The sequence below is a fragment of the Bradyrhizobium sp. 192 genome, assembly GCF_023100965.1.
Taxonomy (GTDB): Bacteria; Pseudomonadota; Alphaproteobacteria; order Rhizobiales; family Xanthobacteraceae; genus Bradyrhizobium; species Bradyrhizobium symbiodeficiens.
The window spans coordinates 7,834,175-7,859,984 of record NZ_CP064690.1 but is presented as its reverse complement, the minus strand read 5'-3'; the positions used below and the strand labels follow the sequence as shown (position 1 = coordinate 7,859,984).

Here is a 25,810-nt window from a genome sequence, read left to right as displayed (position 1 = left end):
TGCCTCGCAAGGGAATCCCCTACCGATTCCGACAGGTTGGAAAATGCTCTAACGCTGCCTGAACGGATGCGCCTTCTGGTGCCAGGCCCAGGCGGTGCGGATGACCGTAGCCAGGTCGGAATGGCCAGGTACGAAGTTCAGCACCTTTCTCGCCGCGGAAGGATCCGCGACCAGATAAGTCGGATCGCCGGCGCGGCGCGGCTTGACGGTGTGCGGCACCTCGCGGCCGGTCTCCTGCCTGATCGCGTTCAGGATCTGGCGCACGGAAAAGCCGGAGCCGGTGCCGAGATTGAAGCTGCCGCCGGCATGCCCGCCTTCCAGGAGCTTCAGGGCAGCGACATGCGCCGCGGCCAGGTCGGTGACGTGGATATAGTCGCGGATCGCGGTTCCGTCGGGCGTGTCGTAGTCTTCGCCGAACACTGCGAATTCGACATGGCCCTGCAGCGCCATCATGGCGCGGGGAATGAGGTGGGTTTCATTGTCGCGCAGCTCGCCGATGCCGCCCGCCGGATCGGCGCCGCTGGCGTTGAAATAGCGCAGGCAGAACGCGCCGAAACCGTAGGCCGAGCGGTAATCGGCGAGCATCCGCTCGATCATCAACTTCGATGCGCCGTAGGGATTGATCGGCATGCAGGGAAAGTCTTCCGGCAGTTCCTTGGAATCGGCGTTGCCGTAGACGGCGCCGGTCGAGGAGAACACGATGCGCTGACAGTTTGCGTTGCGCATCGCCTGCAACAGCGACAGCGTGCCCTGCACGTTGTTGATGTAGTATTTCTGCGGATCGGTCATGGACTCGCCGACCAGGCTCGCCGCGGCGAAATGCATCACCGCCGTGATCTCATGGTCGGCGAAGGCGCGTGCCAGCGCCGTGCCGTCGAGCAGATCGCCCGTCACCAGCGGGCCGGCAACGAAGCTGCGATGACCTGTCGAAAGATTGTCGTAAACGACGGGCTGGTAGCCGGCGGCGGTCAATGCGCGGCAGGCATGCGAGCCAATATAGCCCGCGCCCCCAGTGACGAGGACAGTCGGTCGGTCGGTCATGTCGTCTTCTTCTCTTAGCGGAGGGGTTTATTGCGGCTGAAGAGAAGATAGAGCGCGCGGGGGTTGGTGGTCAAATAGCGCCAGAACAGGCGGCGCGGCTCGAGCAAGGTGCGCCAGGCCCATTCGAGTCCGACCTTCTGCATCCATCGCGGCGCGCGGGAACGGCTGCCCGACAAAAAGTTGAACAGGCCGCCCGATGTCTTGATAACGCCAACATTGGTCAGGTGCGGCGTGAACTCCTCCACGAATGCCTGCTCGTTGGGCACGCCGAGCGCGACCCAAAGATAGTCCGGCGCCAGGGCGTTGATCTCCTCGACCTTGGCGCGCAGCGCCTCGCCTCTCAGATAGCCGTGGCTGTGTCCGACGATCTTGAGGTTCGGATACATCTTCTGGACGTTTTCGACGGCCACGATGTTTTCGGCCTCGCTGGCGCCGAACAGGTAGAAGGTACGGCCGACCGCCTCCGCCTTGCGCGCGACGACGTGGAACAGGTCCGTGGTCGCGACGCGCTCGGGCAGGGGAAACCATGATTGCAGCCTCGAGGCCGCCACCAGCGGCTGGCCGTCGGCGTTGATCAGGTCGGCGGCGCGGAACAGGCGCTCGGTCTGCGGCTCCGTCGAGCAGCGCGCCAGCACCTCGCCATTGGCCGAGGTCAGAAACAACGGGCGGCCGATGCGATTGTCGGGATCGGTCGCTTCGATCATGAAATCGGCGGTCGCTTCCAGATCGATCGCTGCCATGCGAAGCCCGCCGACGGTGATGCGCGGCACGTCGACCGTTGCTGCCCGTCCATCGATGTTGACGCGACGCTCAAGCATATTGTCTGCCTCGCTGGCGCGTTTGGAGTGCCGGGGTGAGTTCGTCCAGCACGACGCCGACGAGCTTGCGCTCGGCGCGGCCCAGCGCGGTCAGGATTTCTTCCAGGCTGTCGTTGATGTCGAGGCTGGTCGGCAGCACCGCCACCAGCGCGTCGGTGTCGTCGAGCAGTTTGCGGCCGCCGGCCGAGAGCGGCATCGCGGGGCCGTCGAGGATCACGAGGTCATAGCCGCCTGCGGCGCGCGCCTGCGCAATCGCCTTGCGGATCGCGTCGGCGGCCTTGCCGGCGTCACTTTCGCCGACCGGCAGCACCGAAATGCCGTTGACCGTCTTGATCTCGCGGGCGGCCTTGCTGCCGATCGAGAGCCAGCCGAGCCTGCTCGGCTCGCTCTTGCCGGGGCGGCTGACCTTGTTCGAGAGCGCGCGGGCCTGATGGTCGGTATCGATCATCAGCACGCGGGCGCCGTCGCGCGCCGCCGCAAGCGCGAAGTTCAGCGCGCTCACGCTGCGCCCACTGGTCTCGCCTGCACCGACGATCGCGATGACCGGCATCGCCTTGTCGCCGGCGCGCCGGGCCGCGGCAGTGCGCATGTCGCGCCAGGTGTTGAGCAGCTTCGTCAGGGGAAAACCGGGCCGCAACGTCGGCCAGCCCAGCCGGGTGAGGTCGACGCCGCCGCCGGTGGCGAGAATGGCGCCTAACGTGTGGATGACGTCGGCCTCCTGGAGGCGCGCGATCAGTGGCTTTTCGATCAGGGGCTCTTCGACCATCGCAGGCTGCAGCGACGGCGCGACAAGTTCGGGCAGGTCCTGCGCCACCTCCGCAAGTCGAGAGACCTGGGCAGGCTGCGGCGCTTCCGGAGCCGGCAAAACCTCGGGAGTGCGCGTTCTCTCCGGCGCCGGCTTGCGCTCACGGTTGGCCGGTGCGGGCGCCGGCGCGCCGACGAGCAGCAGTTCGGCCGCGGCAAACCAGCTCGACGCCGCGAGCGCGCCGAAGATGAAGCCGATCATGGCGAACATGCTCATGGCGGGCGGGAACGAGCGCCGCTGCGGCACCGTCGCCTCGCCGATGATTCGGGCCGCCGACGTGTTCAGCGTCTCCTGCTCCTCGGTCTCGCGCGAGCGCTTGAGGAAGGATTGATAGACGTCGCGGCTGGCATCGGATTCGCGCTCGAGCTCGCGCAGGCGGACGGCGGCCTGGCTGAGCTGCAAGCTCTGCCGCTTCTGCGCTTCCATGGCCCGGTTGAGCGAGGCCTCGTAGTCGCGGGCGCGCGTCAGATCGTTCTTGGCGGACTGGGCGAAGCGGTCGATCTCCTCGCTGATGGTGCGCTTGAGATCCTCGACCTGCTTCTCGGTCTGGCGCAGCGCCGGATGGCGCGGCCCGAGCTCGCCGGCCTGCTCGGCGTATTTCTTGCGCGCATCGGCATATTGCGCGCGGAGGTTCGCGATCGTCGGCGATTGCAGCGCTTCCGGGATCGCGCCGGCATCGGCAGCGGTACGGCGGCTCGCCTCGATCTGGTCGAGCCGCGCCTGCGCATCCATCGTCGCCGCGCGGGCCGCGGAAAGCCGCTGGTTGCTGGCCGAGAGCTGCTGATCGCTGATCAGCGCGTCCTGGGTGCCGACGAAATTGTTCTGGGCCTTGTAGGTGGCGAGCGTGGTCTCGGCATTGCGCAGCCGCTCGCGCAGCTCCTTGAGGCGGCCGGAGAGATCGTTGGTGGCGCGCCGTGCGGCCGAAGCCTGCGAGTTGCGGGATTCGGCGAGGTAGGCATTGGTCAGCGTGTTGGCGAGCATCGCCGCTTTCGCCGGATCCGTCGACCAGACCTCGATGTCGACGATGAAGCTCTTCTCGGTCTTGCGGATCGTGATGTGCCGGTTCAGCGCCTCGAGCGCCGCAAGCTGCACTTCCTTGTTGTCCGCAGCGGATGGCGCGCGCGGCTGCAGGCCGATCAGGCCGAGCAGCGACGACATCAGGCTCTGGCCGTCACCGCCGCCGCCGAATTCCGGGTCCTTGTCGAGAGCGGCCTGCTGGATCACCTTGAGCAGCACGCTGTTGGAGGTGATCAGCCGCGCCTGGCTCTCCACCACCATGGACATGCCGGAGACGTCCTGCGCGCGCGGTGTGAGCTCACGATCGACGAGTTGAAGCTCGCGCGGATCGACATAGAGCTGGGCGGTGGCGGTGTAGCGTGGCGTCAGGCTCTTGCCCACGGTGACGGCAAGCGTTGCGCCGAGCAGGGCAGCCGCGGCAATCGCGATCTTGCGCCGCCAGAGCAAATTGGCGAGCTCCAGCACGTTGAAACCGGCCTGAGACTTCTGTTGAGGGGGCTCGGGTCTCGCCCGATCTATCGGCTGACTATAGTCAAGCATGATCCCCAGCTTTCATTCCAAGTGCCGCAGGCTGAGGGGTTACTCTTCGCTCTACGCCATGCACCCGGGATATAGGTGCCCAATCAACGCAACAGGGAAAATTAACCATACTCATTGCGGGACTATTCACCGAAATGGCAAACAAAGCGTTTAAGCGCTCGCCACTCCGCGGTGCGTCCTCGCGACGCCCGACATGCAGGGGATCCCTCGAGATTAACGGTTCGTTACCGCGCACGGCTTGGCCGCGAGGCTCCGCCTGTTCTGCAACGGGCTGCGCGCGCGTCATGATGCTCAGCTTTTCCGCAGGATGACGTGATAGTCGCCGCGACGGACGTCGGTCCCACGCGACAGCATGGTATTCAGCACGGCCGCGCCGGCGTCCACGAGCGCCGCGAACAGCGGCTTGCGCCGGCGCATCTCGGGATAGCGCGGGCTCTCGACCTCACGGCGGTAGATCATCTCCAGCCCGTTGGCGGTCGCGAAGGCTTCGAGCCGGGGCAGCGTCACCAGCGGATGGAAGAAGGTCGGGAACGGCGGCTCGCCGGGCAGGCCGGCATCCTTGATGCCGCGGATGTGCCGGTAGAACCAGACGTGAAACCAGTGCGGCGAATATTTGGTGACGATGCCGGACAGCGAGCGGGGATTGGGCGCGCCGATCAGGATCAGCCCGCCGCGCTTGAGCGCATCGCGAAAGTTCAGCAGCGCGGCGTCGACATGGGGCAGATGCTCGATCACGTTGTAGCAGATCACGAGGTCGAAGGTCTCGCGGGCGAAACGGTAGGTCTGCACGTCGCCGAGGATCGCCTCATCCGCGTAGGTGTTGTTGCGGACCTGGTCTTCGTCGATGTCGACCACGGTGACCTTGCTGCGGCCAGGCAACTCCGGCGGCAGGACGCTGCAGGAGCCGCCGCCGGCTTCATAGATGGCGAGCTGGCCTTGCGGCAGTTCGCGCCGCAGCACGTCGTGAACGGCGAGCAGGCTGTCGCGCGCTTCGCCGGGGACGAGATCGTGAAGCGCCTGGACGGGTGCGGCGGCCGCGGGGATCCGGATCGCCGTGGCTGTCGCAAAATCGATCGTGGCTGGCTTGTTCATATTTTCTGACCGCGCTTGTTCTATTCAAATTTACAGGAAAAAACTCGCGTGCCCGAAGAGCAAATCCGATGCCGCGACGTCCCACCGGTTGCAGTGCTTACGGTCGGGTTAATGCGCATGGGCATTAACTACGGCATTGTTCATGTTGGGTCTTCATCGGCGCATGGACCGCGAATTGCAGTACCACGCGCACATGGTTTCGCAGGAGAAACAGGCGAAAGCGGTTAAGCGCATGAGGTTGCCTTGTGACGGCCGGGAAACCGGCGCGAGCTCTGGGCACGCGCCATCGACCGGCCGTTCACTCTGGGACGAATCTGTCCCGCGGCGGTGTGCCGTCACGGGAATGCGTAATTGAAGCAGGGCTTTTTCAACATATCTCGGACATTGAGAACGTCATGACATTGATCCCGACAGACCTGTCCGCCACGCGTATCTCGGATGCCGTGCGCGATCCCAACCGGGAGATCGTGGCGAGCTCCGGGGTCATCGACCTGTCGGTCGGTATCGTGGTCTGCATTCCCTGTTTCCGCCGTCCTCAGCATCTGCGGCTGACGCTGGAATCGCTGGCGAACCAGCGGACTCCGCGTTCCTTCGCCGTCGTCATGGTCGAGAACGATGCCACGCAGCGCGAGAGCGCGCCGGTTGCCGCGGAGTTTCTGGCTGCTGGCAGGCTTCAGGGCGTCTGCCTCGTCGAGAAGCGGCAGGGCAATTGCCAGGCGATCAACGCCGCATTCGAGACGGCGCAGGCGCTGTTTCCTGCCGCGACCCGCTTCCTGATGATCGACGACGACGAGATCGCATCGAGCGACTGGCTCGAGCTGATGGTTCGCACCGCGGAGGCGACCGGCGCCGACGTGGTCGGCGGTCCGGTGCTGCCTGACTTCGACGACGACAGCAAGCCCTGGCTGTCGCGTCATCCCGCCTTCTGTCCCGCCTACGACTATTCCGGCGCGGTGCCGCTGATCTATGGCTGCGGCAATTGTCTGATCACGCGGTCCGCCTTCGAGCGGTTCGATCGCCCCGCCTTCGACCTGCGCTTCAATTTCCTCGGCGGCGGCGATTGCGATTTCTTCGTGCGGTGCCGCGATGCCGGCATGGTCTTTCACTGGACGGCGGAGGCGGTCATCACCGAGACCGTGCCGCAGAGCCGCACCAGCCTCGGCTGGATCGCCAAGCGCGGCCTGCGCATCGGGGCGATCAATTATCGTGTGCAGTACAAGGCCGCGCAGAGTGCGGCGGCGCGCGCGCGAGTGTTCGTGCGGATGCTCGGGCGGTTGCCGCTCTCGCTGGTTCGTTCCGCAGGTCTGTTGACGTCGTCGAAGGCCGTCGTGGCGATGCATCCCGTGATGGTCGCGCTCGGCTCCATGCTTGCGGCGTTCGGGATCGAGCCGAAGCCCTATGAGGCCTCGAAGATCGTGTCGTGACGATCAGATGCCGAAGCGGGCGAGGGCGGTCCTGGCCGCGGCGCGCGGCAACGCCTTGAACGAGCGCCGGCCGACCATTCCGAGATAGAAAAACGCCTGGCGATATCGGCCGAAGCGAACCGCCTGCATCGCCGAATAGGTGATGAGATGAAGTTCGGCGGCGAGGCGCAGTCCGGCCGCCGTGCCCTCGGGCAGGCGTGCCAGGATCAGTCCGTCGTCGAACACCCGCGCGATGGCAGGGAAGAAATCCTTCGGCGTCCGAACCGCGGCGTTCATGGTGTTGGCGGTGTGCAGACGATAATCGAGCAGCAGTTTTGGCGCGAATTCGAACTCGCCGATCGCCGCCAGACGACACCAGCAATGCCAATCCTCGCAATATCTCAAGGACGTATCGAAGCCGCCGATGGCCCGGAAAGCCTCGGCGCGTGCGAGCGCGATGCCGCCATTGACGATGAAATTGCCTGCGGCGAGCCGCGTCAGCACGTCGCCGGACGGTTTCCGGCGCCCCTTCAGCAGGCCGCGCCGGCCGATCTGGTGTCCTTCGCTGTCGATCGTGTTGTAATCGCCATAGACGAGCACCGCCCGCGGAGCCCCGCGTGCCGCCGCCAGCAGCGCCGCCACGGCGCCGGGGCGAAGGCGGTCGTCGGCATCGAGGAAGAGCAGCCAGTCGCCGCGGGCATATCGCGCACCGAGGTTGCGCGCTGCCGACACGCCGGCGGAATCATTGGTGATCAGGCGCAGCCGCGGATCGCGAATGCCGCGGACGATGGCGGTGGTGTCGTCGGTCGAGCCGTCGTCCACGACGATCACTTCACCCACCTCGCCTTGCGCCAGTGCGCTGGCGATGGCTTCGCCGACATAGGCCGCAACGTTCTTGGCGGGAATGACGACGGACACCGACCAGGTCGAGCTCGACGGCAGTGGCTGGCGAACCGCCGGAACCAGGCGTGTGGTGGCCGGCAAATCGAGAACGTCTTCGGCGGTGATCTGAGCCACGGCTCGCCTTTAAGAGTCTGTTAACCAGGGCGCATGCGGCTGAACGGATGATGCGATCGATCGCAACATGGGCATGCCCGCGAATGATACTCACATTACAGTCGGATCGTTGACGGGAACGGGTGCGCGGCGCGGGTTTCGTCAGTTAGCGTTAAGCCGCTGGCATTAAGCCTGAGGTAAATTTGGGGGAGTGCGGCAGCCGGTCCCATGCGAGAATGCGCTACCTGCTGCCGCGGATGGATCCAGTGCCCGCTAAGAGTTTCGAACACGACCCCGATGCGATGATCCTCAACCTCTTCTACGAGGACAAGGACGACCGCTGGTTTCCCGGCGACCGGCATCTGCGGCGCATGGCGCGCCGCATGCTGATGGGCGAGCCGCGCATGAGTGGCCAGCTTCGCGTGTTCCTCAATCTCCGTGCCGGACTCGACCGGCTCGGCATCCGCTACCGCGTCAACGACTACGGCTACATCGCGCAGCATCCCGAAGAGCTCGCCTGCATCATCGGCCGCACCTTCCTGCTCGACAAGTTCGCGTGGAAGAACCCGATCCTGCTCGGCGTTGCCGCCCACAATCATCCGCTCGACGACCCCGATCTGTTCAAGCGCCTGCCGGTGAAGAAGGTCGTGGTGCCGGGCCCCTGGTATGTCGACATGTACCGGCCGTATTGGCCCGAGACGGAGGCATGGCCGGTCGGCATCGACACCGATCTGTGGGCGCCGTCGGCGCAAGCGCAAAAGACGATCGACGTGCTGGTCTACGACAAGGTCCACTGGGACCGCGAGCGCTATGCGCCGGAGTTGATCGAACCCGTCCGCGCCCGTCTGCGCCAAGAGGGCCGCTCGTTCACGGAGCTGCGCTATGGCAGCTACAAGGAAGAAGATTATCAGGAAGCGCTGGCGCGTTCGCGCGCGATGATCTTCCTGTGCCAGAACGAGAGCCAGGGCATTGCCTATCAGCAGGCCTTGTCTTGCGGCGTGCCTGTTTTCGCCTGGGATCCGGGCGGCCCATGGCGGGACCCCGATTACTATCCGCACCGCGTACAGTTCGCGCCGGTGTCGTCGGTGCCATATTGGGATGAGCGCTGCGGCGCCAAGTTCGTCGACGTCGCGGGCTTCGAGGCGGGTTGGCAAAATTTCTGGGGAGGATGTGCCGCGGGCGCGTTCGATCCGCGCGGTTACGTTCTGGACAGTCTCACGTTGGAGCAACGGGCGCTGCAATATTACGAGATCGCGCGCAGCATCGTGCGGCAGCCGGCGGCGCAGACGTCCGAAAGGCCTGGCGACGGACTCTCAACGGGGCTGAGCTTGGACCTGGAGCCTCCCCGGCGTCAGCAAGTGTCTTGAGCCGTGGATCGCAGCATGAACCGCAGCGCCGCCGACATCACTGATCTCGATACCCGTTCGTTGGCCCGTGCCCTGCGCGATGGCCTGGCGGAGCTGAATGCCGTGCAGGCGGCGCGCTGCCTCGTCGCCGTCGCAGCGCTGCTGCTGGTGCTGGTAACTCTCGATCCCTTCCCGGACCTGCGCAATCCCGATGTCACCGCCGTCGTCGGCGGGCGAATGGCGCTGACCTATGTTGCCTGGGGGCTGCTCGCCGCGGTCGCGGTGCTGCTCGTCGCCACCACGGATGCGCCCGCGCTGAAGACGCTGGTGACACCGCTTCACCTCTGCCTCGTGGGCTGGCTGGTGATCAACATCGCCCTCTCCGAAAGCCGCGGCGTCTCGATCCAGCGCTTCGTGCTCGCGGCCAGCATAACGTCGCTCGCCGTCCTGCTGCCATTGCTGCCGCCGACGCAGCGCAGCTTCAATTGGTGCCTGGGCGGAGCTGCGCTGGTGCTGCTCGCGCTGTGCTATCTCGGCGTCTTCCTCGCGCCGCATTATTCGATCCACACCGCGCTCGATATCGGCGAGCCACAGCTTGCCGGCGACTGGCGCGGCAGTTTCGGCCATAAGAATATCGCCTCGCCCGTGATGACCATCCTGGTCTATGTCGGGATCTACCTGACCGCCATCGGCTCGTTCGTGATGGGACCCGCGATCGCCGCGCTGGCCGGCATCTTCCTGATCTTCACCGGCGGCAAGACCTCGTCGGTGCTGTGCCTTGCGATCTACGCGCTGGCGTCGCTGGTCTATGTCACCCCCAGCCTGTGGCTCAAGCGGATCATCTGCTTCGTGCCGCTGATCGTGATGAATTTGCTTACGGTCGGCAGCGTCTTGAGCCCGGCGTTGGGCGCGATGACGCGCCTGCTGCCGCTCGATCCGACCTTTACCGGCCGCTCCGCGATCTGGGAGTTTGCGCTGGCGGCCGTCGCCGAGAAGCCGATCATCGGTCACGGCTACGCGGCCTTCTGGGACAACGTCACGGCGCGGCAGACCGCGCAGGGCGCCGAATGGGCGACCTCGGCGGCGCACAGCCACAACAGCTATCTCGACCTCGCCGTCACCATCGGTCTGCCGGGACTGCTGCTCGTGATCCTCGTCTTCGTGCTCGCACCACTCGGCAATTTCCAGTCCGCACAGACTCACAGCCGCAGCGGCGCTTTGGGAAAGCTGTTCCTGACCATCTGGCTGTTCGGCCTGTATTACGGCGCGACCGAGACCTTCCTGCTCGAGCGGCAGAATCCGATCTGGTTCATGTTCGCGCTCGCGGTGGCCGGCCTGCATTTCCTCGCCAGGTTCCAATGCGTCGAGCAGATGAAGCCGGAGCGCTGACAGCTTGTCGCAGCCGGCGCGACGGTGGCATTGGCTTAACGATTGAGCGGCTAGGTCTCTTGCGGAGTGCGACAAAACATCATCCATATCGAAACGTTCCGTAATCGTATGCCCCGCAGATGACGTTCCTCAGCGTCGAGCAACCAGATGATCTCGTGTCCAGCACGCCGAAGATCGCGATCGATTTCGTGCGTGACTGGCGGCAGGCTGCGCCGCGGCTGAGCGCCGGGCATCGCACCGCATTCCAGCATTGTCACTGGCTCGATGCGTGGTATCAGGCGTTTCACGATTTTGCACCGCTGATCGCGGTGATCTCGGATGCCGCCACCGGCAAGGACATCGCGCTGGTGCCGATGGTCAGCCGTATCAGGCGCGGCATCCGTATCGTCGAATTCGCCGATCTCGGCGTCTCCGACAACAACGCGCCGATCCTGGCGCTCGATGCCGCGTTGGACGCCGCCGCAATGGATGCGATCGGCGGGGCCCTGGTCGAGGCGTTGCGCGCGTTGCCGGACCGCTTCGACCTGCTGCGCTTCAGGAAGATGCCGGCCCAGGTCAGTGGCAAGCCGAACCCGCTGGTCGCGATGGGGCGGATCGGATCGTCATCGCTGAACGGCAATGTCGTGCTGATGGGCGACGACTATGCCGACTATCAGGCCTCGATCAAGCGCATGCAGATGCCGCGTTGCTGGCGCGTCTTCGACCGGCATGAGGGCGCGCGGTTCGAGATCGCGGCGGACGTTGCGCGCGCGCATGAGCTGCTCGACGTCATGGATGTGCAGCAGCAGGCGCGTATGCGCCAGCTCGGCTCGCGGTTCGTCCTCAACGACGACGCCCATGCCCGGTTTTACCGCGAGGTCGCCCGCCGGGGCGTCGCGGAAGGCTATGCCGTCGTCACGGCGCTCGTCTGCGACGAGGGGACCGTCGCCACCGCGTTCGGCGTCAGATCCGGCGCAACCTATTACCTCCTCCGCATCAGCCACGGCGGCACCTCATGGTCGAGCTGCTCGCCGGGGCTGCTCGTCATCGAGCGCACGATGGCGGCGCTGCATGCCGGGGGCGTGCGCCGCTTCGACCTCAGCATCGGCAACCAGGACTACAAGCGTCGCTTCGGCGCCGAGAGGGTCCCGCTGACCGACGTCAGCGTCGCGCTGTCCTGGCGCGGCGCTCCCTTTGCGTGGCGCGACCATGCCGCGCAGGGCCTGCGCCGCCATCCAGCCGTCGCAGCTCTTGCGGCGCGAGTCCTGGGCAAGGGAATACGCTGAAGCGGCATTCCCGAACGGGAATGCCGCGTTTCCATCAGCCATGAAGCTCAGCCGTTCACGTCAGCCATGGAGCTTCCTGGCGGTCTCCGCGATCTGGCGTCCCTGATAGCGCGCGCCGGCGAGTTCGTTTGCGCTGGGCTGGCGGCTGCCGTCGCCGCCCGTGATCGTGGTGGCGCCGTAGGGCGCGCCGCCGGTGACTTCGTCGAGCTTCATCTGGCCGGCGAAGCCGTAGTTCATGCCGACAACGACCATGCCGAAATGCAGCAGGTTGGTGATGATCGAGAACAGCGTCGTCTCCTGGCCGCCATGCTGGGTCGCGGTCGAGGTGAAGGCACCGCCGACCTTGCCGTGCAGCGCGCCCTTGGCCCAGAGCCCGCCGGCCTGGTCGAGGAAGTTCGCCATCTGCGAGGCCATACGACCGAAGCGGGTGCCGGTGCCGACGATGATCGCGTCGTAATTGGCGAGATCGTCGATCTTGGCGACAGGGGCGGCCTGATCGACCTTGTAATAGGAGGCCTTTGCGACCTCGGCCGGCACCAGCTCCGGCACGCGCTTGATGTCGACGGTGGCGCCCGCCTCGCGCGCGCCTTCGGCGACAGTGAGCTGCTGCCGGTTTGATGGACACCAGGTTAAGCTAATCCCACCTTACGCTCGAACTCAACGGGGCTGAGATAGCCGATGGTCGAATGACGCCGGACGGCGTTATAGAACCGCTCGATGTAGTCGAACACATCTGCTCTTGCCTCGTTCCTGGTGCGATAGGTCTTGCGCTCGGTGCGCTCGGTCTTCAACGACGAGAAGAAGCTCTCCATCGCCGCGTTGTCCCACACATTGCCGGATCGGCTCATGCTGCAAACGATCCCGCTGTCGGCCATCAGGCGCTGGAACTGTTCGCTGACGTATTGGCTGCCGCGATCGGAATGATGCATCAAAGCATCCGGGTTGCCGCGGCGCCAGACTGCCATCAACAGGGCATCGGCAACCAATTGCGCTGTCATACTAGAGCTCATCGACCAGCCGACCACACGGCGCGAGAACAGGTCGATCACGGCCGACACGTAGAGCCAGCCCTCGGCGGTCCAGATGTAGGTGAAGTCGGCGATCCACTTCTGGTTCGGCCGCTCAGCCACAAACTGACGATCCAGAAGGTTCGCCGGCACGTTCGCTATCTGCCGGTCGCCTTCGTCCTTCGGCAGGCGCCGGCGCCTTGGTCTCGCCCGCAAGGCCTGCAGGCGCATCAGCCGCTCGATTCGATGCAGGCCGCAGTCGACGCCGTCTGCCAGAAGGTCTCTCCAGACGCGCCGTGCGCCATAGGTCCGGTCGCTGGCAACGAAGCTCGCCTTGACCCTCTGGCCTACCGTCTCGTCGCTTCGGGATCTGGCGCTGGGCGATCGGTTCAGCCAGGCATGGAAGCCCGACCGCGATACGCCCATTGCTTCGCATAGCCATGCCACCGGCCAGATGGTCCGGTGCTTCGCGATGAAGCCGAACTTCATGTCGCTTCCTTCGCGAAGTAGGCAGCGGCCTTTTTTAGGATGTCCCGCTCCGCCTTCAGCTTGGTGACCTCGCGCCGCAGCCGCTCGATCTCCAATTGCTCAGGCTTCATTTGCCCGTGGCCGGGGAAGGCCTGAACGGGATCGGAGCCGAACTCCTTCACCCATTTGCGCAGCACGTTCTCATGAACCCCCAGGTCGCGGCCGGCTTGCGCCACCGACACCCCTCGTTCCCTGACAAGCTTGACCGCCTCGACCTTGAACTCTCGACTGAACTTCCGTCTCTGCATGACCACCTCCGGCTTCATGAAACACCCAATCTCGGTGTCCATCAAACCGGCAGCAGCTCACAGCGTTGGCCATCGCTTCGATGTGGCCGTAAGCGGAATAATAGAGGACGAGAACTTTGGTCATGATGGGCTCCGTGTGTGGGTTTGATGCGTTGAGTTGTCTTGTTCGCTGTCATTGCCGGGCTTGACCCGGCAATCCATCAAGCTCGGAAAAGCTCCTTGCGAAGGCGATGGATGCCCGGGTCAAGCCCGGTCATGACGGGTTGTGTGTGGGGCGCGCTTACGCAGCGTCGACGAGCACGAGCTCCGTATCTTCCAGCGCGGTGATCTTCAGCCGATCCTCGTCGCGAATTGCGGCGCCGTCACGGGCGTTGACGCGCACGCCGTTGATCTCGACTGCGCCTGCCGCAGGCACCAGGTAGAGATGCCGGGACTTCTGCGGCGCGTACTCCGCGCTCTCGCCGGCCTTCAGCGTGGTGGCGAGTACCCGCGCATCGGCGCGGATCGGCAGCGCGTCCGTGTCACCTTCGATCCCGCTCGCGATGGTGACGAGCTTGCCGGAGCGATCGGCCTTCGGAAACGGCTTCGAGCCCCAGGTCGGCTGTCCCCCGCGCAGCGTTGGCTCGATCCAGATCTGAAAGATCCGGGTCTTGCTCGGCTCCAGATTGTACTCGGAGTGGCGAATGCCGCTGCCGGCGCTCATCACCTGCACGTCGCCCGCTTCGGTACGACCCTGATTGCCGAGGCTGTCCTGATGGGTGATCGCGCCCTCGCGCACATAGGTGATGATCTCCATGTTGGCGTGGGGATGGGCGGGAAAGCCGGTGTTCGGTGCGATCTCATCGTCGTTCCACACCCGCAAGGCGCCGTGACCCATGTTGTCGGGGTCATAATGGCTGGCGAAGGAGAAGTGGTGCTTGGCCTTGAGCCAGCCGTGATCGGCGCCGCCGAGCTTGTCGAAAGGTCTGAGTTCAATCATTTGCGTGGTCCTTGTTTGATTTTGACGTCTCAGGCGCCGAAGCCGCCATCGACGTTGAGAACGGTACCGGTGACGAAGGAGGCGTCCGGGCTCGCGAGGAACACGATGCCGGCTGCGACTTCCTCGGGACGGCCGAAGCGCTGCAGCGCGTGCTGCTTGCGCTGGGCTTCCGCGAAGTCGCGGTCGTCATCCGGGTTCATGTCAGTGTTGATCGAGCCGGGCTGCACGACGTTGACGGTGATGCCGCGCGGGCCGAGATCGCGCGCCGCGCCCTTGGTGTAGCCGACGACGGCCGCCTTGGTCGCGACGTAGTCGGCAAGACCCGGGAACGAGGCGCGGTCGGCCAGCATCGAGCCGACGGTGACGATGCGGCCGCCTTCACCCATCAACTGCGAAGCGGCGCGGATCGCGGCGATGACGCCGTGGACATTGACCTGGTCCTGACGCTCCAGCGCGCCAGTGTCGGCATTGGCATCGTCGGCAGCGCCACCAGCCGCGACGCCGGCGTTGTTGACGAGGATGTCGAGATGGCCGAATTCCTTGGCGACATCGTTGACGAGCTTGGTGACGTCCTTGGCAGAGGCCTGGTCGGCCTTGAAGGCGCGGGCCTTGACGCCCCGGGCCTTCAACTCGGCGACGACGGCCTCCGCCTTGTCGGGCGAGGCGACATAGCTGATGGCGACATCAGCGCCTTCATCGGCGAGGGCGCGGGCAGAGGCCGCGCCGATGCCGCGCGAGCCGCCGGTGACGAGGGCAACCTTGCCTGAGAGCTTCTTGGTCATTGGATTTCTCCAGTCCGTGGGTTTGTGATTGACCCTTGGATAAGCCTCCGCCTGTGGTATAGAAATAGAAACTGTTGAAACGCATTGTTTCCATAAATACCCCTGCGGATGGGCTGCCATGGCAAAACTCCCCGATTTCGAGGCGCTCGCGATCTTCGCGAAAGTCGTGGAATTACGGTCCTTTGCGGGGGCCGCGAGCGAGCTGGCGATGTCCAAGGCGACGGTGTCCAAGGCCGTCACGCGGCTGGAGGAGCGGCTCGGCGCGCGGCTGTTCAACCGCACCTCCCGCCGGCTTGCGCTGACCGACGCCGGGCACAAGCTCGCCGAGCGCGCGACGCGCCTTTTGACCGACGGCGAAGCGGCGGAGAACGAGGCGCTGGCGCAATCGGTGGCGCCGCGCGGCCTGGTGCGGCTCGCGGTGCCCATGACGTTCGGGATCAAGGCGGTGGCGCCGCTGTTGCCGGAGTTCTTCGAGGCCTATCCGGAAGTCTCGGTCGATCTGCATTTGAGCGATGCGACCATCGACCTGATCGGCGAGGGCTTCGACATGGCGGTGCGGATCGCGCGGCTGCCGGACTCCTCGCTGATCGCGCGGCGGCTCTTCACCATGCCGCGCTTCACCGTGGCTGCGCCGTCCTATCTGAAGAAGCACGGACGGCCGACGCATCCGATGCATCTGGCCGAGCACAAATGCTTCAGCTACGCCTATCTCTCGACGCCCAATGTCTGGCACTACACCAATTCGGCCGGCGAGCAGGCCAGCGTGCGCCCGGGCGGACAGCTCCGCGTCAACAATGGCGAAGCCGTGATGCCGGCGCTGATCGCCGGCCTCGGCATTGCTGAGCTTCCGGAGTTCATCGTCGGCGAGGCCATCTCCTCGGGAGAGGTCGAAGTGATCCTGAAGGACTGGAAGCAGGCTGAAGGCGCGGTGCACCTGGTGACGCCCCCCGGCGGCCCGCGTCCCGCCCGCGTCGAAGCGCTCGGCGATTTCCTCGCGGCGAAGTTACCGGGCACCTGCAAGCGGCGGCCGCGCGGGAAGGTGAAGGCGTCTTAGAGCGAGCGGCCTCAACGTCCGCGTCATTGCGAGCGCAGCGAAGCAATCCAGAGTGTCTCCGCAGGGGGAGACTGGATTACTTCGTCGCAAGCGCTGGTCGCAACGAAGGAGCCTGACTACGACACCTTCACGCCGTCGATTGAGGCGATACGCAAGTTCGGTTTCAGCGTCTCTTCCAACTGCGATTTCAATTCGTGCACACGCGGATCGGTGGAGCGCGCCGCGCACACCGCGTATTGATGCACCGATTGCGCCAATGCGTTGCGTGCTTCCGGGGTTCGCGTCAATTCGGGCTTTGACAGCCGCAGGACGATCGCTGCGAGATTCACCAGCATCTCGTCGAGGGCTACGTCGATGGTCGCAAGCTTTCCCATGGCACACTCCCTGACGAGCGGATCTGGGAAGGCAACGGTGGCTTTGGTGCGGCGTTCCGGGCTGCGGGCCAAACATGGATAACGTTTCGTTAACGTCTTGTTCTTGCCGATCGTCACGCCAGGCTGGTGCCGAACCAAGAAAAAATCGGGGGAGGGACCTGCCATGGATCGACGCGATGTCCTGCGCGCCGCTGCTGCATTGCCGTTGCTGCGCGCTGCGTTACCAGGTCCGGCCTTCGCGAAATTCGTCGCGACCGACAGCAGGCGGCTGATTGCGGCGGTGAAGACGATCGGCAAGTTGGAGTAGGTTCCAGGCCCCTTTTTCACATTTTGTTGTTGGTCCAGAACCGGCTCCCGCCTCATTGACTGATGAGAATCCCAGGAAATCGAAGATGGGAATCGAGAAGGATCGGGACATGCGAACAGAGCGAATTGCGCTGGGTGTCGTGCTCGCGATCGGCGGCATGGTGGCGCCGGGCGCAGCATTCGCCGAAGAATATCGCGGGACCATGGAACAGCAGATGGCCTGCACGCCGGACGTCTGGCGTCTGTGCAGCGATCAGATTCCGGACGTCGGCCGGATCACCGCCTGCCTGCGGCAGAATACGCCGCAGCTATCGAGCGGCTGCCGCGCCGTGTTCCAGTCCAACAACCAGATGCCGCCGCAGCAGCAGGTGCCACGCAATCGAGCCGCACCGCCGCCGCGCTATGACGATGCGTTGCCGCCACCTCCGCAGGCGCAACCGCGTCCCTATGACGATGACAACGATTAGGCTCTGATGAGCGCTTGATCCGGAAATTTGCGCGGCGCCGGGTGCGACGATGCTGGCGTGCGCTCGTTCAGCGCTCCGTCCTGCTGTTCGATTCAGCTCGATGTCCGAGCGCCATCCGCAGGACGACACCGAACAGAATGGCTGCGACCGGCCAATGGAACCAGATCTTACTGCCGGTGAAAAGATTGATCAGAATCAGGAAGGCCGACACCGTGAGGGCCGCGGCAAGCGGGCGGGGCAGCTTTGCGAGCCAATCCGAGACGATGTTCGGCGCCGACGACGGCTCGCGCCTGTCGTCCATCCGCGAAGCGCGCGGGCGCTCTGCACTCGCCTCGATCGGGAAGCCTCCCGGCACAGCGGTCTGGCCGCCCAAGGTCAGCCGATAACTGGTCAGGGGGGCAATATTCTTCATCGGACGCTGGCCGAGGCAGTCGAAGCCAACGGACAGTTTGTTGTGCACCTGATCGTAGACGGAGCTCGAGATCACGACGCCGCCGGGTTCGGCGAGCTCTTGCAGCCGCGATGCGATATTGACCCCGTCGCCATAGATGTCGGTGCCGTCCACCATGACGTCGCCGAGGTTGATGCCGATGCGAAACTGCATCGGGCTCGCCTGCGGCGCGTCCGCAGCGTGACTTGCGATTTCCTGCTGGATCTCGACCGCGCATTGCACGGCCTCGACGACGCTGGCGAACTCGGCGATGACGGCATCGCCCCAGGTATTCACGATGCGGCCGTCATGGCGCTCGACCAGTCGCGCGATGGCCGTGCGGTAGCGGCGGAGCGTCTCCAGCGTTCCTGTCTCGTCCGCTTCCATCAGACGCGAATAGCCGTACACGTCGGCGCACAGCACGGTAGTCAGTCGTCGTTTCACCTTGTCGTCGGTCATCGGCGCCATGCTAGCCTCCCTGACCGGCAAATGCACCAGAGATCGTATCCGGTGCCGCCTTACGGTCTGACCTCGCAGACGTCGACCCACTCGGCGCCGGTCAGTTCGGCCATCCGCTCCGGCGTGATGCGAACCGCGCTGTGGGTCGAGCCCGCGGCCGGGACCACCACGTCGAACGCTTTCAGCGAGACGTCGCAATAGACCGGCAGCGGCGACTTCAGGCCGAACGGGCAGACGCCGCCGACCTCGTGTCCGGTGATGTCGGCGACCTCCTCCAGCCCCAGCATCTTCGGCTTGCCGCCGAACTGCGCCTTGACCTTCTTGTTGTCCATCCGCGAGGTGCCGGCGGCGACGATCAGGATCACGCGTTCGCCGACGCGCAAGCTCAGCGTCTTGGCGATCATGCCGGGCTCGACGCCATAGGCTTCTGCGGCCAGCGGCACTGTGGCCGAACTGACCTCGGATTCGATGACGGAGATGTCGGGGGCTTTCTCGGCGAAAAAGGCGCGAACGGATTCCAGGCTCATTCAGGTCGGCTCATCGAGAACTTACGGGCGGGCGGCAAGTGAAGGCAATTCCGAGAGTGAACGGACGCGGTGGTCAGGTGCAAAGCCAAGCTCGTCCATCTGGGTGCGGATCGCCTTGAACATCGTCAGCGGTGCCACGAGTTCGTTCTCGAGGCAAGCCAGCGCCATGGCTTCCGGCGTCACCCGCTCGATCCAGGCGACGTTCAGTCCAAACGACTTTGCCCCCGCCGCGTCCCAGGGATTGGAGGACACGAACAGAACCTCATGCGGCGCGGTGCCGAGCTCCTCGCCGATCAGCTCATACGCTGCCGGGCTCGGCTTGAAGATCTTCTTGGCATCGACGCTGATGGTTGCATCGAGCAGGCCGTCGAGGCCGGAATTGCGCACCAGTGCATTCAGCATGTCCGGGCTGCCGTTGGAGAGGATCGCGAGTTTTCGTGGCTTCAGGGCTGCGAGCGCGCTCATCGCATCCGGATAGAGTTCGAGGTGCATATATTTCTCGATCACGCGCTCGAATGCCTCGCGTTCGTAGGCAAGTCCCAACATGCGCAGCGTATAGGTGAGCGAGTCGCGCGTGACCGCTGCGAAGTCCTGGTATCGTCCCATCAGCGAGCGCAACCAGCTGTATTCGAGCTGCTTGATGCGCCAGACCTGCGTGATGATCTCGCCATAGCCCGGAAACGCATCCTCTGTGACGTCGGCGACCGATTGGATGTCATAGAGCGTTCCGTAGGCGTCGAAGACGACGGCGTTGATGGGCATCGACCAGTCCTCCGGGATCGTCGTAGTCACAAGAACCCCGCTTGGGGAGTGCGTATAACCGTCAGCTTACCAAAGCACAGCGGAAGTCTGCCAATGAAAGTGTGATCGGCGGCTTGTCACCCCCGAGCGGACTTGGCGCGCCGTCCGCTGATCCGGCGATCAACGCAAGGCAAAAACCTGCCGGACTATGACAGCCGACAAGCCGCCATGTGTTTGGCACCGTCCTCACGAAATGCAGCGCAATCTAGCCGATCGGCTCACGCCCTCGCCGCGTCCAGGTCGCCCGCTCTGCGAACACCTGGCTGACCTCGGCCATGTGTTCCGTGCCCCACGTGCAGAGCGGCACCAGAGCCTGGGCCAGGCTGTGGCCCAACGGGGTGAGGCTGTAGTCCACCCGCGGCGGCACTTCCTTGTAGTCGGTCCGCTTCACGAGCCCATCGGCCTCCAGCTCCTTCAACTGCTGGATCAGCACCTTGTCGCTGACGTCGCGGATGGCGCGCCGAAGCTCGCCGTAGCGGGTCGGGCCGTCCTGGGCGACGAAGTACAGGATCAGCGGCTTCCACTTGCCGGCGACGACCCGCAAGGTTGCATCCAGGCCGCAGGTGAAGCCGGGCAAAGTCGGCGTGCAGCTCTGGACCGGTGTTTGAGCCTGTGCAGGCGGGAGAGTGGTGTCTGACATTTTTGGGTACTTACCAAAAGGTGCATACTTGTCGATAGGTGTGTACGCCGCCAGCTCAGTGCAACCTCAGTGAAGGAGCACATCATGAGCAGACTACAAGGCAAGACGGCAGTGGTGACCGGCGGCGGAACCGGCATCGGATTTGGAGCGGCGAAGCGCTTCATCGACGAGGGCGCGTTCGTCTACATTTTCGGGCGACGGCAGGAGCAGCTCGACGCCGCCGTGGCGAAGCTCGGATCTTCGGCGCGAGCCATCAGGGGCTCGGTGACGGATCTGGCCGACCTCGAGCGGCTCTACGAGACGGTGAAGAAAGAACGGGGCGGGCTCGACATTCTGTTCGCCAATGCCGGCACCGGGTTGTTCGCGCCGCTCGGCGAGATCACGGTCGAGCATTACGATCATATCTTCGACGTCAACGTGAAGGGGCTGGTCTTCACCGTGCAGAAGGCGCTGCCGCTGATGATGAAAGGCGCGTCGATCATCCTGACCGGGTCGAGCACGGGGGTGATGGGGACGCCGCAGTTCAGCATCTACAGCGCGACCAAAGCCGCGGTTCGGAATCTGGCGCGGAGCTGGGCGCAGGACCTGCGCGGCACAGGCATCCGCGTCAATGTGCTGTCACCGGGGCCGACCAAGACCGAGCTGGCACTGGAGATCGTCGGCGAGGAGGCCTTCGATGCGCTCGGCAGCACGACGCCGCTCGGCCGCGTGGCAGCCCCGTCAGAGACGGGCGCGGTCGCCGCGTTCCTGGCGTCGTCGGACAGCAGCTTCATGACGGGCAGCGAAGTCTTCGTCGACGGAGGCCTCGCTCAGATCTGAGGCTCCGTTCACCTCTCCCGCTTGCGGGAGAGGTCGGCGCGTCCGGGCGATGCGAAGCATCGTGCCGGGCGCCGGGTGAGGGCTTTCTCCTCTTGGCGATTGTCCCTTTGCGGAAACACCCTCTCCCCGACCGTCTCCCGCAAGCGGGAGAGGGAGTGCGCCTCCGTCGTAGTCATCAACGTGATCTCATCACGCCTGGATTATATCCCCAGCAGCTTGCGCGCGTTGGCCTTCAGCACCTTCGGCCGGATCTCGTCGCGGATCTCGATCTTGGCGAAGTCCGACAGCCAGCGGTCGGGCGTGATCACCGGCCAGTCCGAGCCGAACAGCATCTTGTCCTGCAGGATCGAGTTGATGTAGCGCACCAGGATCGGCGGGAAGTATTTCGGCGACCAGCCGGAGAGGTCGATATAGACGTTCGGCTTGTGGGTCGCGACCGACAGCGCCTCTTCCTGCCAGGGGAAGGAAGGGTGGGCGAGGATGATCTTGAGGTCGGGGAAATCGGCCGCGACGTCGTCCATGTACATCGGGTTGGAATATTTCAGCCGCATCCCCATGCCGCCGGGCATGCCCGAGCCGACACCGGTCTGGCCGGTGTGGAACAGCGCGACCGCGCCGCCATTGTTGATCTCTTCGTAGAGCGGATAGGCCATGCGGTCGTTGGCGTAGAAGCCCTGCATGGTCGGGTGGAATTTGAAGCCGCGCACGCCGTATTCCTCGATCAGCTTGCGCGCCTCGCGCGCGCCGAGCTTGCCCTTGTGCGGGTCGATCGAGACGAAGGGGATGAGGACGTCCAGATGGTCGGAGGCGGCCTCGATCATCTCGTAATTGTTGTAGCGGCGGAAGCCGGTCTCGCGCTCGGCATCGACCGGGAAGATCACCGCGGCAATGTTCTTGGAACGGTAATAGGCCGCGGTCTCCGGCACCGTCGGCGGATGCTTGTTCGGCGACTTGAAGTACTCCGCCATCTGCGCCTGGAAATCGTCATAGCCGTCGTCGGGATGGCAGCCGCAGGGCTCCTCGGCATGGGTGTGGATGTCGATGGCAACGACTTTGTCGATATCAGGCAGCTTCAGCTTCGGCATGGGTTTCCTCCCGACGGGTTGCCGAATTGATTATATGATATAACGAACTTGGCAAGGCGTCGTCGAAAGACCCCCGATTTCCTTGGCGATAAATCGGGCCGATCCGGACGCTTCTCCGGTGCAGGGGTTGCTTTCGAGATTTTGCTGGGGTGGAACGGGGCAGTTAACATTGACATGACCTCCCGCCATGCCTTAAGAACCGCCCCGTCCCGGGCGGTCGTCCGCCGGCGGGAAAAATCTCATTTTGCCACATTCGCGCGTGCCGAAACGGTAGTGCCGAACACGGCCTTTCGAACGTTCAGGATTCTGCCATGAAGGTCCGTAACTCCCTGAAGTCGCTGCGCGGTCGCCATCGCGCCAACCGCCTGGTCCGCCGCAAGGGCCGGGTCTATGTGATCAACAAGGTGCAGCGCCGCTTCAAGGCTCGCCAGGGCTGATATCCCTGCCGAGGGCCTTTCGCGCGCCCCGGAAGACCACTGCTCACACGAGTTTGACGCCGCCTTTGCTTTGCAAGGGCGGCTTTACGCGTTTACACTTTGACCATGGCAGTGAGATTCCTTTTCGCGCGCACTTTTTGTCTGGCCCTCGTGCTGGGAACAGTCGGCCTCGCTCCGGCGCAGGCGCAGGCTGATCCTCCGACGCCGCCGGGCAAGCAGAAGAAGCTCCCGGAAGCGCCGGCCAAGCTGCCCAAGGTCGATCGCACCAAGAATCTCGATTTCCTGTTCGGCGCGTTGAAGGCGGCGCCCGACGAGGTCAGCGCCAAGCATGTCGAGGCGCGGATCTGGGCGATCTGGCTGCAGACCCCGAGCGACACCGCGTCGTTGCTGATGTCGCGGGCGAAGACCGCGGTCGATGCCAAGAAGATCGATGTCGCGATCAAGCTTTTGGATTCCGTCATCAAGCTCCGGCCCGACTACATCGAGGCCTGGAACCGGCGCGCCACGCTCTACTACATGCAGAACGACTATGGTCGTTCGCTCGCCGATATCCAGCAGGTGCTGATCCGGGAGCCGCGCCATTTCGGCGCGCTCGCAGGCCTCGGCATGATCATGCAGGAGGTCGGCGACGAGAAGCGCGCGCTCGATGCCTATCGCAAGGCGCTCGCCGTCAATCCGCACCTCGAAAAGATCCCCGACCAGGTCAAATCGCTGACCGAGAAGGTCGAGGGACGCGATATTTAGCCCAAAGCGCGATGCGATCAGGATGGATCGTCATCGCGCTTCAGGTTGTTGTTTGCGCATGATCTTTCCGGAAAACCGCTGCGCACTTTTCCGGATCATGCTTTAAAACTCGATCATGTCTTGAGTGAACGCGGCGGCTTCGGATTAACCACGATCGGAAGCGCGGCATCGTGAGCACTATTGCCGGCGCCGCCGCAGGCCTACCTGCATGGCAGGAGCAAAAGCCATGAAGCGTTTGATCTTTGCGGGTGTGTTGCTGCTGGCGTCGGGAACGTTGAGCTTCGCCGACGGACTGTTCTGGGTGGTCGGCAACCGCGCCACCGGAAAATGCAACATCGTGACCAGCAATCCCGTGATCATCGGCGATATCTGGTTCGGCGACGGTCCCTACAAGTCCAGGGCCGATGCCAAGCTTGCCCGCTCGACCATCCGCGCCTGTCCCGCGCCCACGCCGGACGAGGAAAAGGAAGAGGACGGCACGAACTAGCCGGTCATCAATGCAGGGCGTTGCCGCCGCGTTCGACCGGGCCGCGATCGATGGCTGCGGCGTAAGCCATTGCCAGCTCCGTTTCCAGGTGCTCGTTGATCAGCAGCAGCGCCCGCACGGCACCGCGCAGATCGCCGTTGCAACTCGCCACGATCTCGTCGATCGCAGTGTCGTTCGATCTGAAGCTCATCGAAAATCCTCCGGTTCAAATCAGGACAAATCCTGCCGGTCTTTCCCGTATCCCCTGAGATTGCCCTGGGGCCTGCGAGGAGGATCGGCGCCCACCCGCGCCTAGATGGCGGAACCGACCGTGGCGATTATAAGGAAGCCGCGATGACGGCTGCATGAAGCGTTCCGAGGCTTGCGCGTGCTCATGGAATATTGTTGATTCCATTGAGCTTTTGCGTTCTTCAATTATGCACATATCCACAGCCCCACCCTTTTTTGTGGACGCACGGAAAGCCGGCGGAGCGAAACTGTTGCCCACGAGAGCCGTAATCGCCCTGTGCCCAGGATCTCCCGGATTCTCTCCATGATCGTGATGTCAGTCGTGACGGCGCTGGTTCTGCTGGCGCTGGTCACGCAGGCTGGAATCGTCGCCGTGCAGCGCGCCTTTCCGCGGCAGGGCGGGATGGTCGAGGTCGACGGCGCGACGCTTCACGTCGTCGATATCGGCCCGCGCGATGCGGGATTGCCGATCGTGATGCTGCACGGTGCGAGCTCCAATCTCGAAGCGATGCGGCGCCCGCTCGGCGACCTCCTCGCCAAGGACCATCGCGTCATCCTGGTCGACCGTCCCGGCCACGGCTGGAGCACGCGCGCGCGGCGCCAGGATTCCACGCCGCAGATCCAGGCGCGGATGATCGACGAGGCGTTGGGCAAGCTCGGAATCGATCGCGCGGTCTTCGTCGTTCATTCCTGGAGCGGTGCGCTCGGCGCGCGGATTGCGCTCGATCATCCCGGCCGCGTCGCGGGCCTGGTCATGCTCGCTCCCGTCACCCATCCCTGGCGCGGCGGCGTCGGCCGTTACAACGAGATCATCGCAACGCCGGTGATCGGTCCGCTGCTCGCCTACACGGTCACCCTGCCGCTCGGCTACTTTCTGGCCGAGCCCGGTGCGCGCAACGTATTCCTGCCGCAGATGATGCCGGATGGATTCGTGCAGGATTCCGCGACGCCGCTGCTGCTGCGCCCGCGCGAGTTCATCGCCAATGCCTATGATCTGGTGACGCTGAAGCAGGCGGTGACGGCGCAAGCCGCGCGCTACGGCGAGATCTCGGCACCGGTCACGATCATCGCCGGCGAGCCCGACAAGACGGTGAAGACCAACATCCACGCGCGCCCGTTCGCGGCTATGGTGCCGCATGCGAAGCTGATCGTGCTGCCCGATCTCGGCCACATGGTGCAGAACGCCGTGCCGGAACTCGTGAAGACGGAAATCGAGACCATGATCGGGAAAATCGCCCCGGCGCAGGCGGCGGCCGATTAGAGCGGAATGCTCCCGTAACCCGGATGGAGCTCCGCCGTAGCTCGAAGAGCGAAGGCGGAAGCGGAATCCGGGACCGCTCGCCCGGCATTTCGCACCGTCCCGGATTGCGCGGAGCCTGTCATCGGGCGGCGCTTCGCGCCGACCCGTTGGCTCCATCCGGGCTACGGGACCGTGCCTGTGTCGGCCTCTGTCAATCCACGCGCGCGAAAATATTCCACTTTACCGAAATTCGGTTTCGGCGTATGTGTCGCCCATCCCGGCTCACCCAAGAGGGGCGACTTGTCGTCGTCATGTTCGCGAGCCGGGGTTGCGGTGGACGCGGCAGCGTCGGCACGAGAGGTGCGGGCAGGGCGGGTAGTCCCTGTGAGTCCGTAACCGCGTGCGGACGACGGCGCTGCTAGGCTTCGTCTCGCTCGTAAGTTTCCGGCTCTGTCG

26 protein-coding genes and 2 pseudogenes are annotated in these 25,810 nt (G+C 64.5%); 11 read left to right on the top strand and 17 right to left on the bottom strand.

Annotation, left to right across the window (positions count from 1 at the left end):
• Positions 1-48 precede the first annotated feature (48 nt).
• From galE to IVB24_RS36945, 4 genes are all read right to left on the bottom strand, one after another.
• Positions 49-1,041: a UDP-glucose 4-epimerase GalE gene (gene galE, locus IVB24_RS36960; RefSeq protein ID WP_094973144.1), complete on the bottom strand. Its 993-nt coding sequence runs from the start codon at positions 1,039-1,041 to the stop codon at positions 49-51.
• A 14-nt stretch (positions 1,042-1,055) separates the two neighbouring features.
• Entirely contained in the window at positions 1,056-1,859 is an 804-nt protein-coding gene (locus tag IVB24_RS36955) for a WecB/TagA/CpsF family glycosyltransferase (RefSeq protein ID WP_247771499.1), read from the bottom strand.
• Positions 1,852-4,221: an exopolysaccharide transport family protein gene (locus IVB24_RS36950; protein WP_247771498.1), complete on the bottom strand. Its 2,370-nt coding sequence runs from the start codon at positions 4,219-4,221 to the stop codon at positions 1,852-1,854. The genes IVB24_RS36955 and IVB24_RS36950 overlap by 8 nt, the downstream gene beginning before the upstream one ends.
• 291 nt (positions 4,222-4,512) lie before the next feature.
• Positions 4,513-5,313: a methyltransferase gene (locus IVB24_RS36945; RefSeq protein ID WP_140482685.1), complete on the bottom strand. Its 801-nt coding sequence runs from the start codon at positions 5,311-5,313 to the stop codon at positions 4,513-4,515.
• Positions 5,314-5,708: 395 nt separating this feature from the next.
• Here IVB24_RS36945 and IVB24_RS36940 point away from each other — a divergent pair, with 395 nt between their 5' ends.
• On the top strand, positions 5,709-6,737 hold the full coding sequence (locus tag IVB24_RS36940) for a glycosyltransferase family 2 protein (protein WP_247771497.1): 1,029 nt from the start codon (positions 5,709-5,711) through the stop codon (positions 6,735-6,737).
• Positions 6,738-6,740: 3 nt separating this feature from the next.
• Here IVB24_RS36940 and IVB24_RS36935 read toward each other — a convergent pair whose 3' ends face one another.
• Positions 6,741-7,733 carry a glycosyltransferase gene (locus tag IVB24_RS36935; RefSeq protein WP_247771496.1) on the bottom strand — a complete coding sequence of 331 codons (993 nt, stop codon included), beginning with the start codon at positions 7,731-7,733 and terminating at the stop codon, positions 6,741-6,743.
• A 245-nt stretch (positions 7,734-7,978) separates the two neighbouring features.
• Here IVB24_RS36935 and IVB24_RS36930 point away from each other — a divergent pair, with 245 nt between their 5' ends.
• The 3 genes from IVB24_RS36930 to IVB24_RS36920 all read left to right on the top strand — a co-directional run bounded on the left by IVB24_RS36930 (position 7,979) and on the right by IVB24_RS36920 (position 11,712).
• A complete protein-coding gene (locus tag IVB24_RS36930; protein ID WP_247771495.1) occupies positions 7,979-9,079 on the top strand; it encodes a glycosyltransferase family 1 protein in 1,101 nt (366 codons plus the stop codon).
• 15 nt (positions 9,080-9,094) lie between these two features.
• Complete coding sequence (locus IVB24_RS36925) at positions 9,095-10,447, top strand: O-antigen ligase (protein WP_247771494.1); 1,353 nt, start codon at positions 9,095-9,097, stop codon at positions 10,445-10,447.
• 119 nt (positions 10,448-10,566) lie between these two features.
• Complete coding sequence (locus IVB24_RS36920) at positions 10,567-11,712, top strand: GNAT family N-acetyltransferase (RefSeq protein ID WP_247771493.1); 1,146 nt, start codon at positions 10,567-10,569, stop codon at positions 11,710-11,712.
• A 60-nt stretch (positions 11,713-11,772) separates the two neighbouring features.
• Here IVB24_RS36920 and wrbA read toward each other — a convergent pair.
• The 5 genes and pseudogenes from wrbA to IVB24_RS36895 all read right to left on the bottom strand — a co-directional run.
• Positions 11,773-12,309, bottom strand: a pseudogene (gene wrbA / locus IVB24_RS36915) (NAD(P)H:quinone oxidoreductase); the annotation flags it as partial.
• Positions 12,310-12,341: 32 nt separating this feature from the next.
• A protein-coding gene (locus IVB24_RS36910; RefSeq protein ID WP_247768201.1) for an IS3 family transposase occupies positions 12,342-13,495 on the bottom strand; the annotation gives its coding sequence in 2 pieces (ribosomal slippage) (positions 12,342-13,246 and positions 13,246-13,495; 1,155 coding nt in all).
• Between the two features lie 55 nt (positions 13,496-13,550).
• Positions 13,551-13,619 (bottom strand): annotated as a pseudogene (locus tag IVB24_RS36905) (NAD(P)H:quinone oxidoreductase); the annotation flags it as partial.
• Between the two features lie 156 nt (positions 13,620-13,775).
• On the bottom strand, positions 13,776-14,474 hold the full coding sequence (locus tag IVB24_RS36900; protein WP_166473878.1) for a pirin family protein: 699 nt from the start codon (positions 14,472-14,474) through the stop codon (positions 13,776-13,778).
• A 29-nt stretch (positions 14,475-14,503) separates the two neighbouring features.
• On the bottom strand, positions 14,504-15,256 hold the full coding sequence (locus IVB24_RS36895) for an SDR family oxidoreductase (protein ID WP_094973137.1): 753 nt from the start codon (positions 15,254-15,256) through the stop codon (positions 14,504-14,506).
• A gap of 118 nt (positions 15,257-15,374) precedes the next feature.
• Here IVB24_RS36895 and IVB24_RS36890 point away from each other — a divergent pair, with 118 nt between their 5' ends.
• Positions 15,375-16,310 (top strand): LysR family transcriptional regulator, encoded by a 936-nt coding sequence (locus IVB24_RS36890; protein WP_166467200.1) that lies wholly within the window; start codon positions 15,375-15,377, stop codon positions 16,308-16,310.
• A 116-nt stretch (positions 16,311-16,426) separates the two neighbouring features.
• Here the strand turns inward: IVB24_RS36890 and IVB24_RS36885 are convergent, their stop codons facing one another.
• Positions 16,427-16,684, bottom strand: coding sequence for a hypothetical protein (locus IVB24_RS36885; RefSeq protein ID WP_140483741.1), 258 nt, complete (start codon positions 16,682-16,684; stop codon positions 16,427-16,429).
• 416 nt (positions 16,685-17,100) lie between these two features.
• Between IVB24_RS36885 and IVB24_RS36880 the strand changes: the two genes are divergently transcribed.
• On the top strand, positions 17,101-17,457 hold the full coding sequence (locus IVB24_RS36880) for a hypothetical protein (RefSeq protein ID WP_247771492.1): 357 nt from the start codon (positions 17,101-17,103) through the stop codon (positions 17,455-17,457).
• A gap of 67 nt (positions 17,458-17,524) precedes the next feature.
• Here IVB24_RS36880 and IVB24_RS36875 read toward each other — a convergent pair whose 3' ends face one another.
• The 4 genes from IVB24_RS36875 to IVB24_RS36860 form a co-directional block, all read right to left on the bottom strand.
• Entirely contained in the window at positions 17,525-18,346 is an 822-nt protein-coding gene (locus IVB24_RS36875; RefSeq protein ID WP_247774245.1) for an adenylate/guanylate cyclase domain-containing protein, read from the bottom strand.
• Between the two features lie 59 nt (positions 18,347-18,405).
• The gene (locus IVB24_RS36870) at positions 18,406-18,873 is read right to left on the bottom strand and encodes a YbaK/EbsC family protein (RefSeq protein ID WP_247771491.1); all 468 of its coding nucleotides are present in this window, start codon (positions 18,871-18,873) and stop codon (positions 18,406-18,408) included.
• A gap of 21 nt (positions 18,874-18,894) precedes the next feature.
• Complete coding sequence (locus IVB24_RS36865) at positions 18,895-19,635, bottom strand: haloacid dehalogenase type II (RefSeq protein ID WP_247771490.1); 741 nt, start codon at positions 19,633-19,635, stop codon at positions 18,895-18,897.
• A 244-nt stretch (positions 19,636-19,879) separates the two neighbouring features.
• On the bottom strand, positions 19,880-20,314 hold the full coding sequence (locus tag IVB24_RS36860) for a helix-turn-helix domain-containing protein (protein WP_094973131.1): 435 nt from the start codon (positions 20,312-20,314) through the stop codon (positions 19,880-19,882).
• Positions 20,315-20,398: 84 nt separating this feature from the next.
• Here IVB24_RS36860 and IVB24_RS36855 point away from each other — a divergent pair, with 84 nt between their 5' ends.
• Positions 20,399-21,133, top strand: coding sequence for an SDR family oxidoreductase (locus tag IVB24_RS36855; protein WP_247771489.1), 735 nt, complete (start codon positions 20,399-20,401; stop codon positions 21,131-21,133).
• A gap of 200 nt (positions 21,134-21,333) precedes the next feature.
• On the opposite strand, the gene IVB24_RS36850 is transcribed toward IVB24_RS36855, so the two are convergent.
• Positions 21,334-22,218 carry an amidohydrolase family protein gene (locus IVB24_RS36850; RefSeq protein WP_097657474.1) on the bottom strand — a complete coding sequence of 295 codons (885 nt, stop codon included), beginning with the start codon at positions 22,216-22,218 and terminating at the stop codon, positions 21,334-21,336.
• A 311-nt stretch (positions 22,219-22,529) separates the two neighbouring features.
• Between IVB24_RS36850 and ykgO the strand changes: the two genes are divergently transcribed.
• From ykgO to IVB24_RS36835, 3 genes are all read left to right on the top strand, one after another.
• Positions 22,530-22,655: a type B 50S ribosomal protein L36 gene (ykgO, locus tag IVB24_RS36845; RefSeq protein WP_006611362.1), complete on the top strand. Its 126-nt coding sequence runs from the start codon at positions 22,530-22,532 to the stop codon at positions 22,653-22,655.
• Positions 22,656-22,760: 105 nt separating this feature from the next.
• Positions 22,761-23,399: a tetratricopeptide repeat protein gene (locus IVB24_RS36840; RefSeq protein WP_094973128.1), complete on the top strand. Its 639-nt coding sequence runs from the start codon at positions 22,761-22,763 to the stop codon at positions 23,397-23,399.
• Between the two features lie 226 nt (positions 23,400-23,625).
• The gene (locus tag IVB24_RS36835; protein WP_094973491.1) at positions 23,626-23,886 is read left to right on the top strand and encodes a hypothetical protein; all 261 of its coding nucleotides are present in this window, start codon (positions 23,626-23,628) and stop codon (positions 23,884-23,886) included.
• A gap of 7 nt (positions 23,887-23,893) precedes the next feature.
• Here the strand turns inward: IVB24_RS36835 and IVB24_RS36830 are convergent, their stop codons facing one another.
• Positions 23,894-24,076, bottom strand: coding sequence for a hypothetical protein (locus tag IVB24_RS36830; protein ID WP_247771488.1), 183 nt, complete (start codon positions 24,074-24,076; stop codon positions 23,894-23,896).
• A 342-nt stretch (positions 24,077-24,418) separates the two neighbouring features.
• Between IVB24_RS36830 and IVB24_RS36825 the strand changes: the two genes are divergently transcribed.
• Positions 24,419-25,375 carry an alpha/beta hydrolase gene (locus IVB24_RS36825; protein WP_247771487.1) on the top strand — a complete coding sequence of 319 codons (957 nt, stop codon included), beginning with the start codon at positions 24,419-24,421 and terminating at the stop codon, positions 25,373-25,375.
• Positions 25,376-25,810 lie beyond the last annotated feature (435 nt).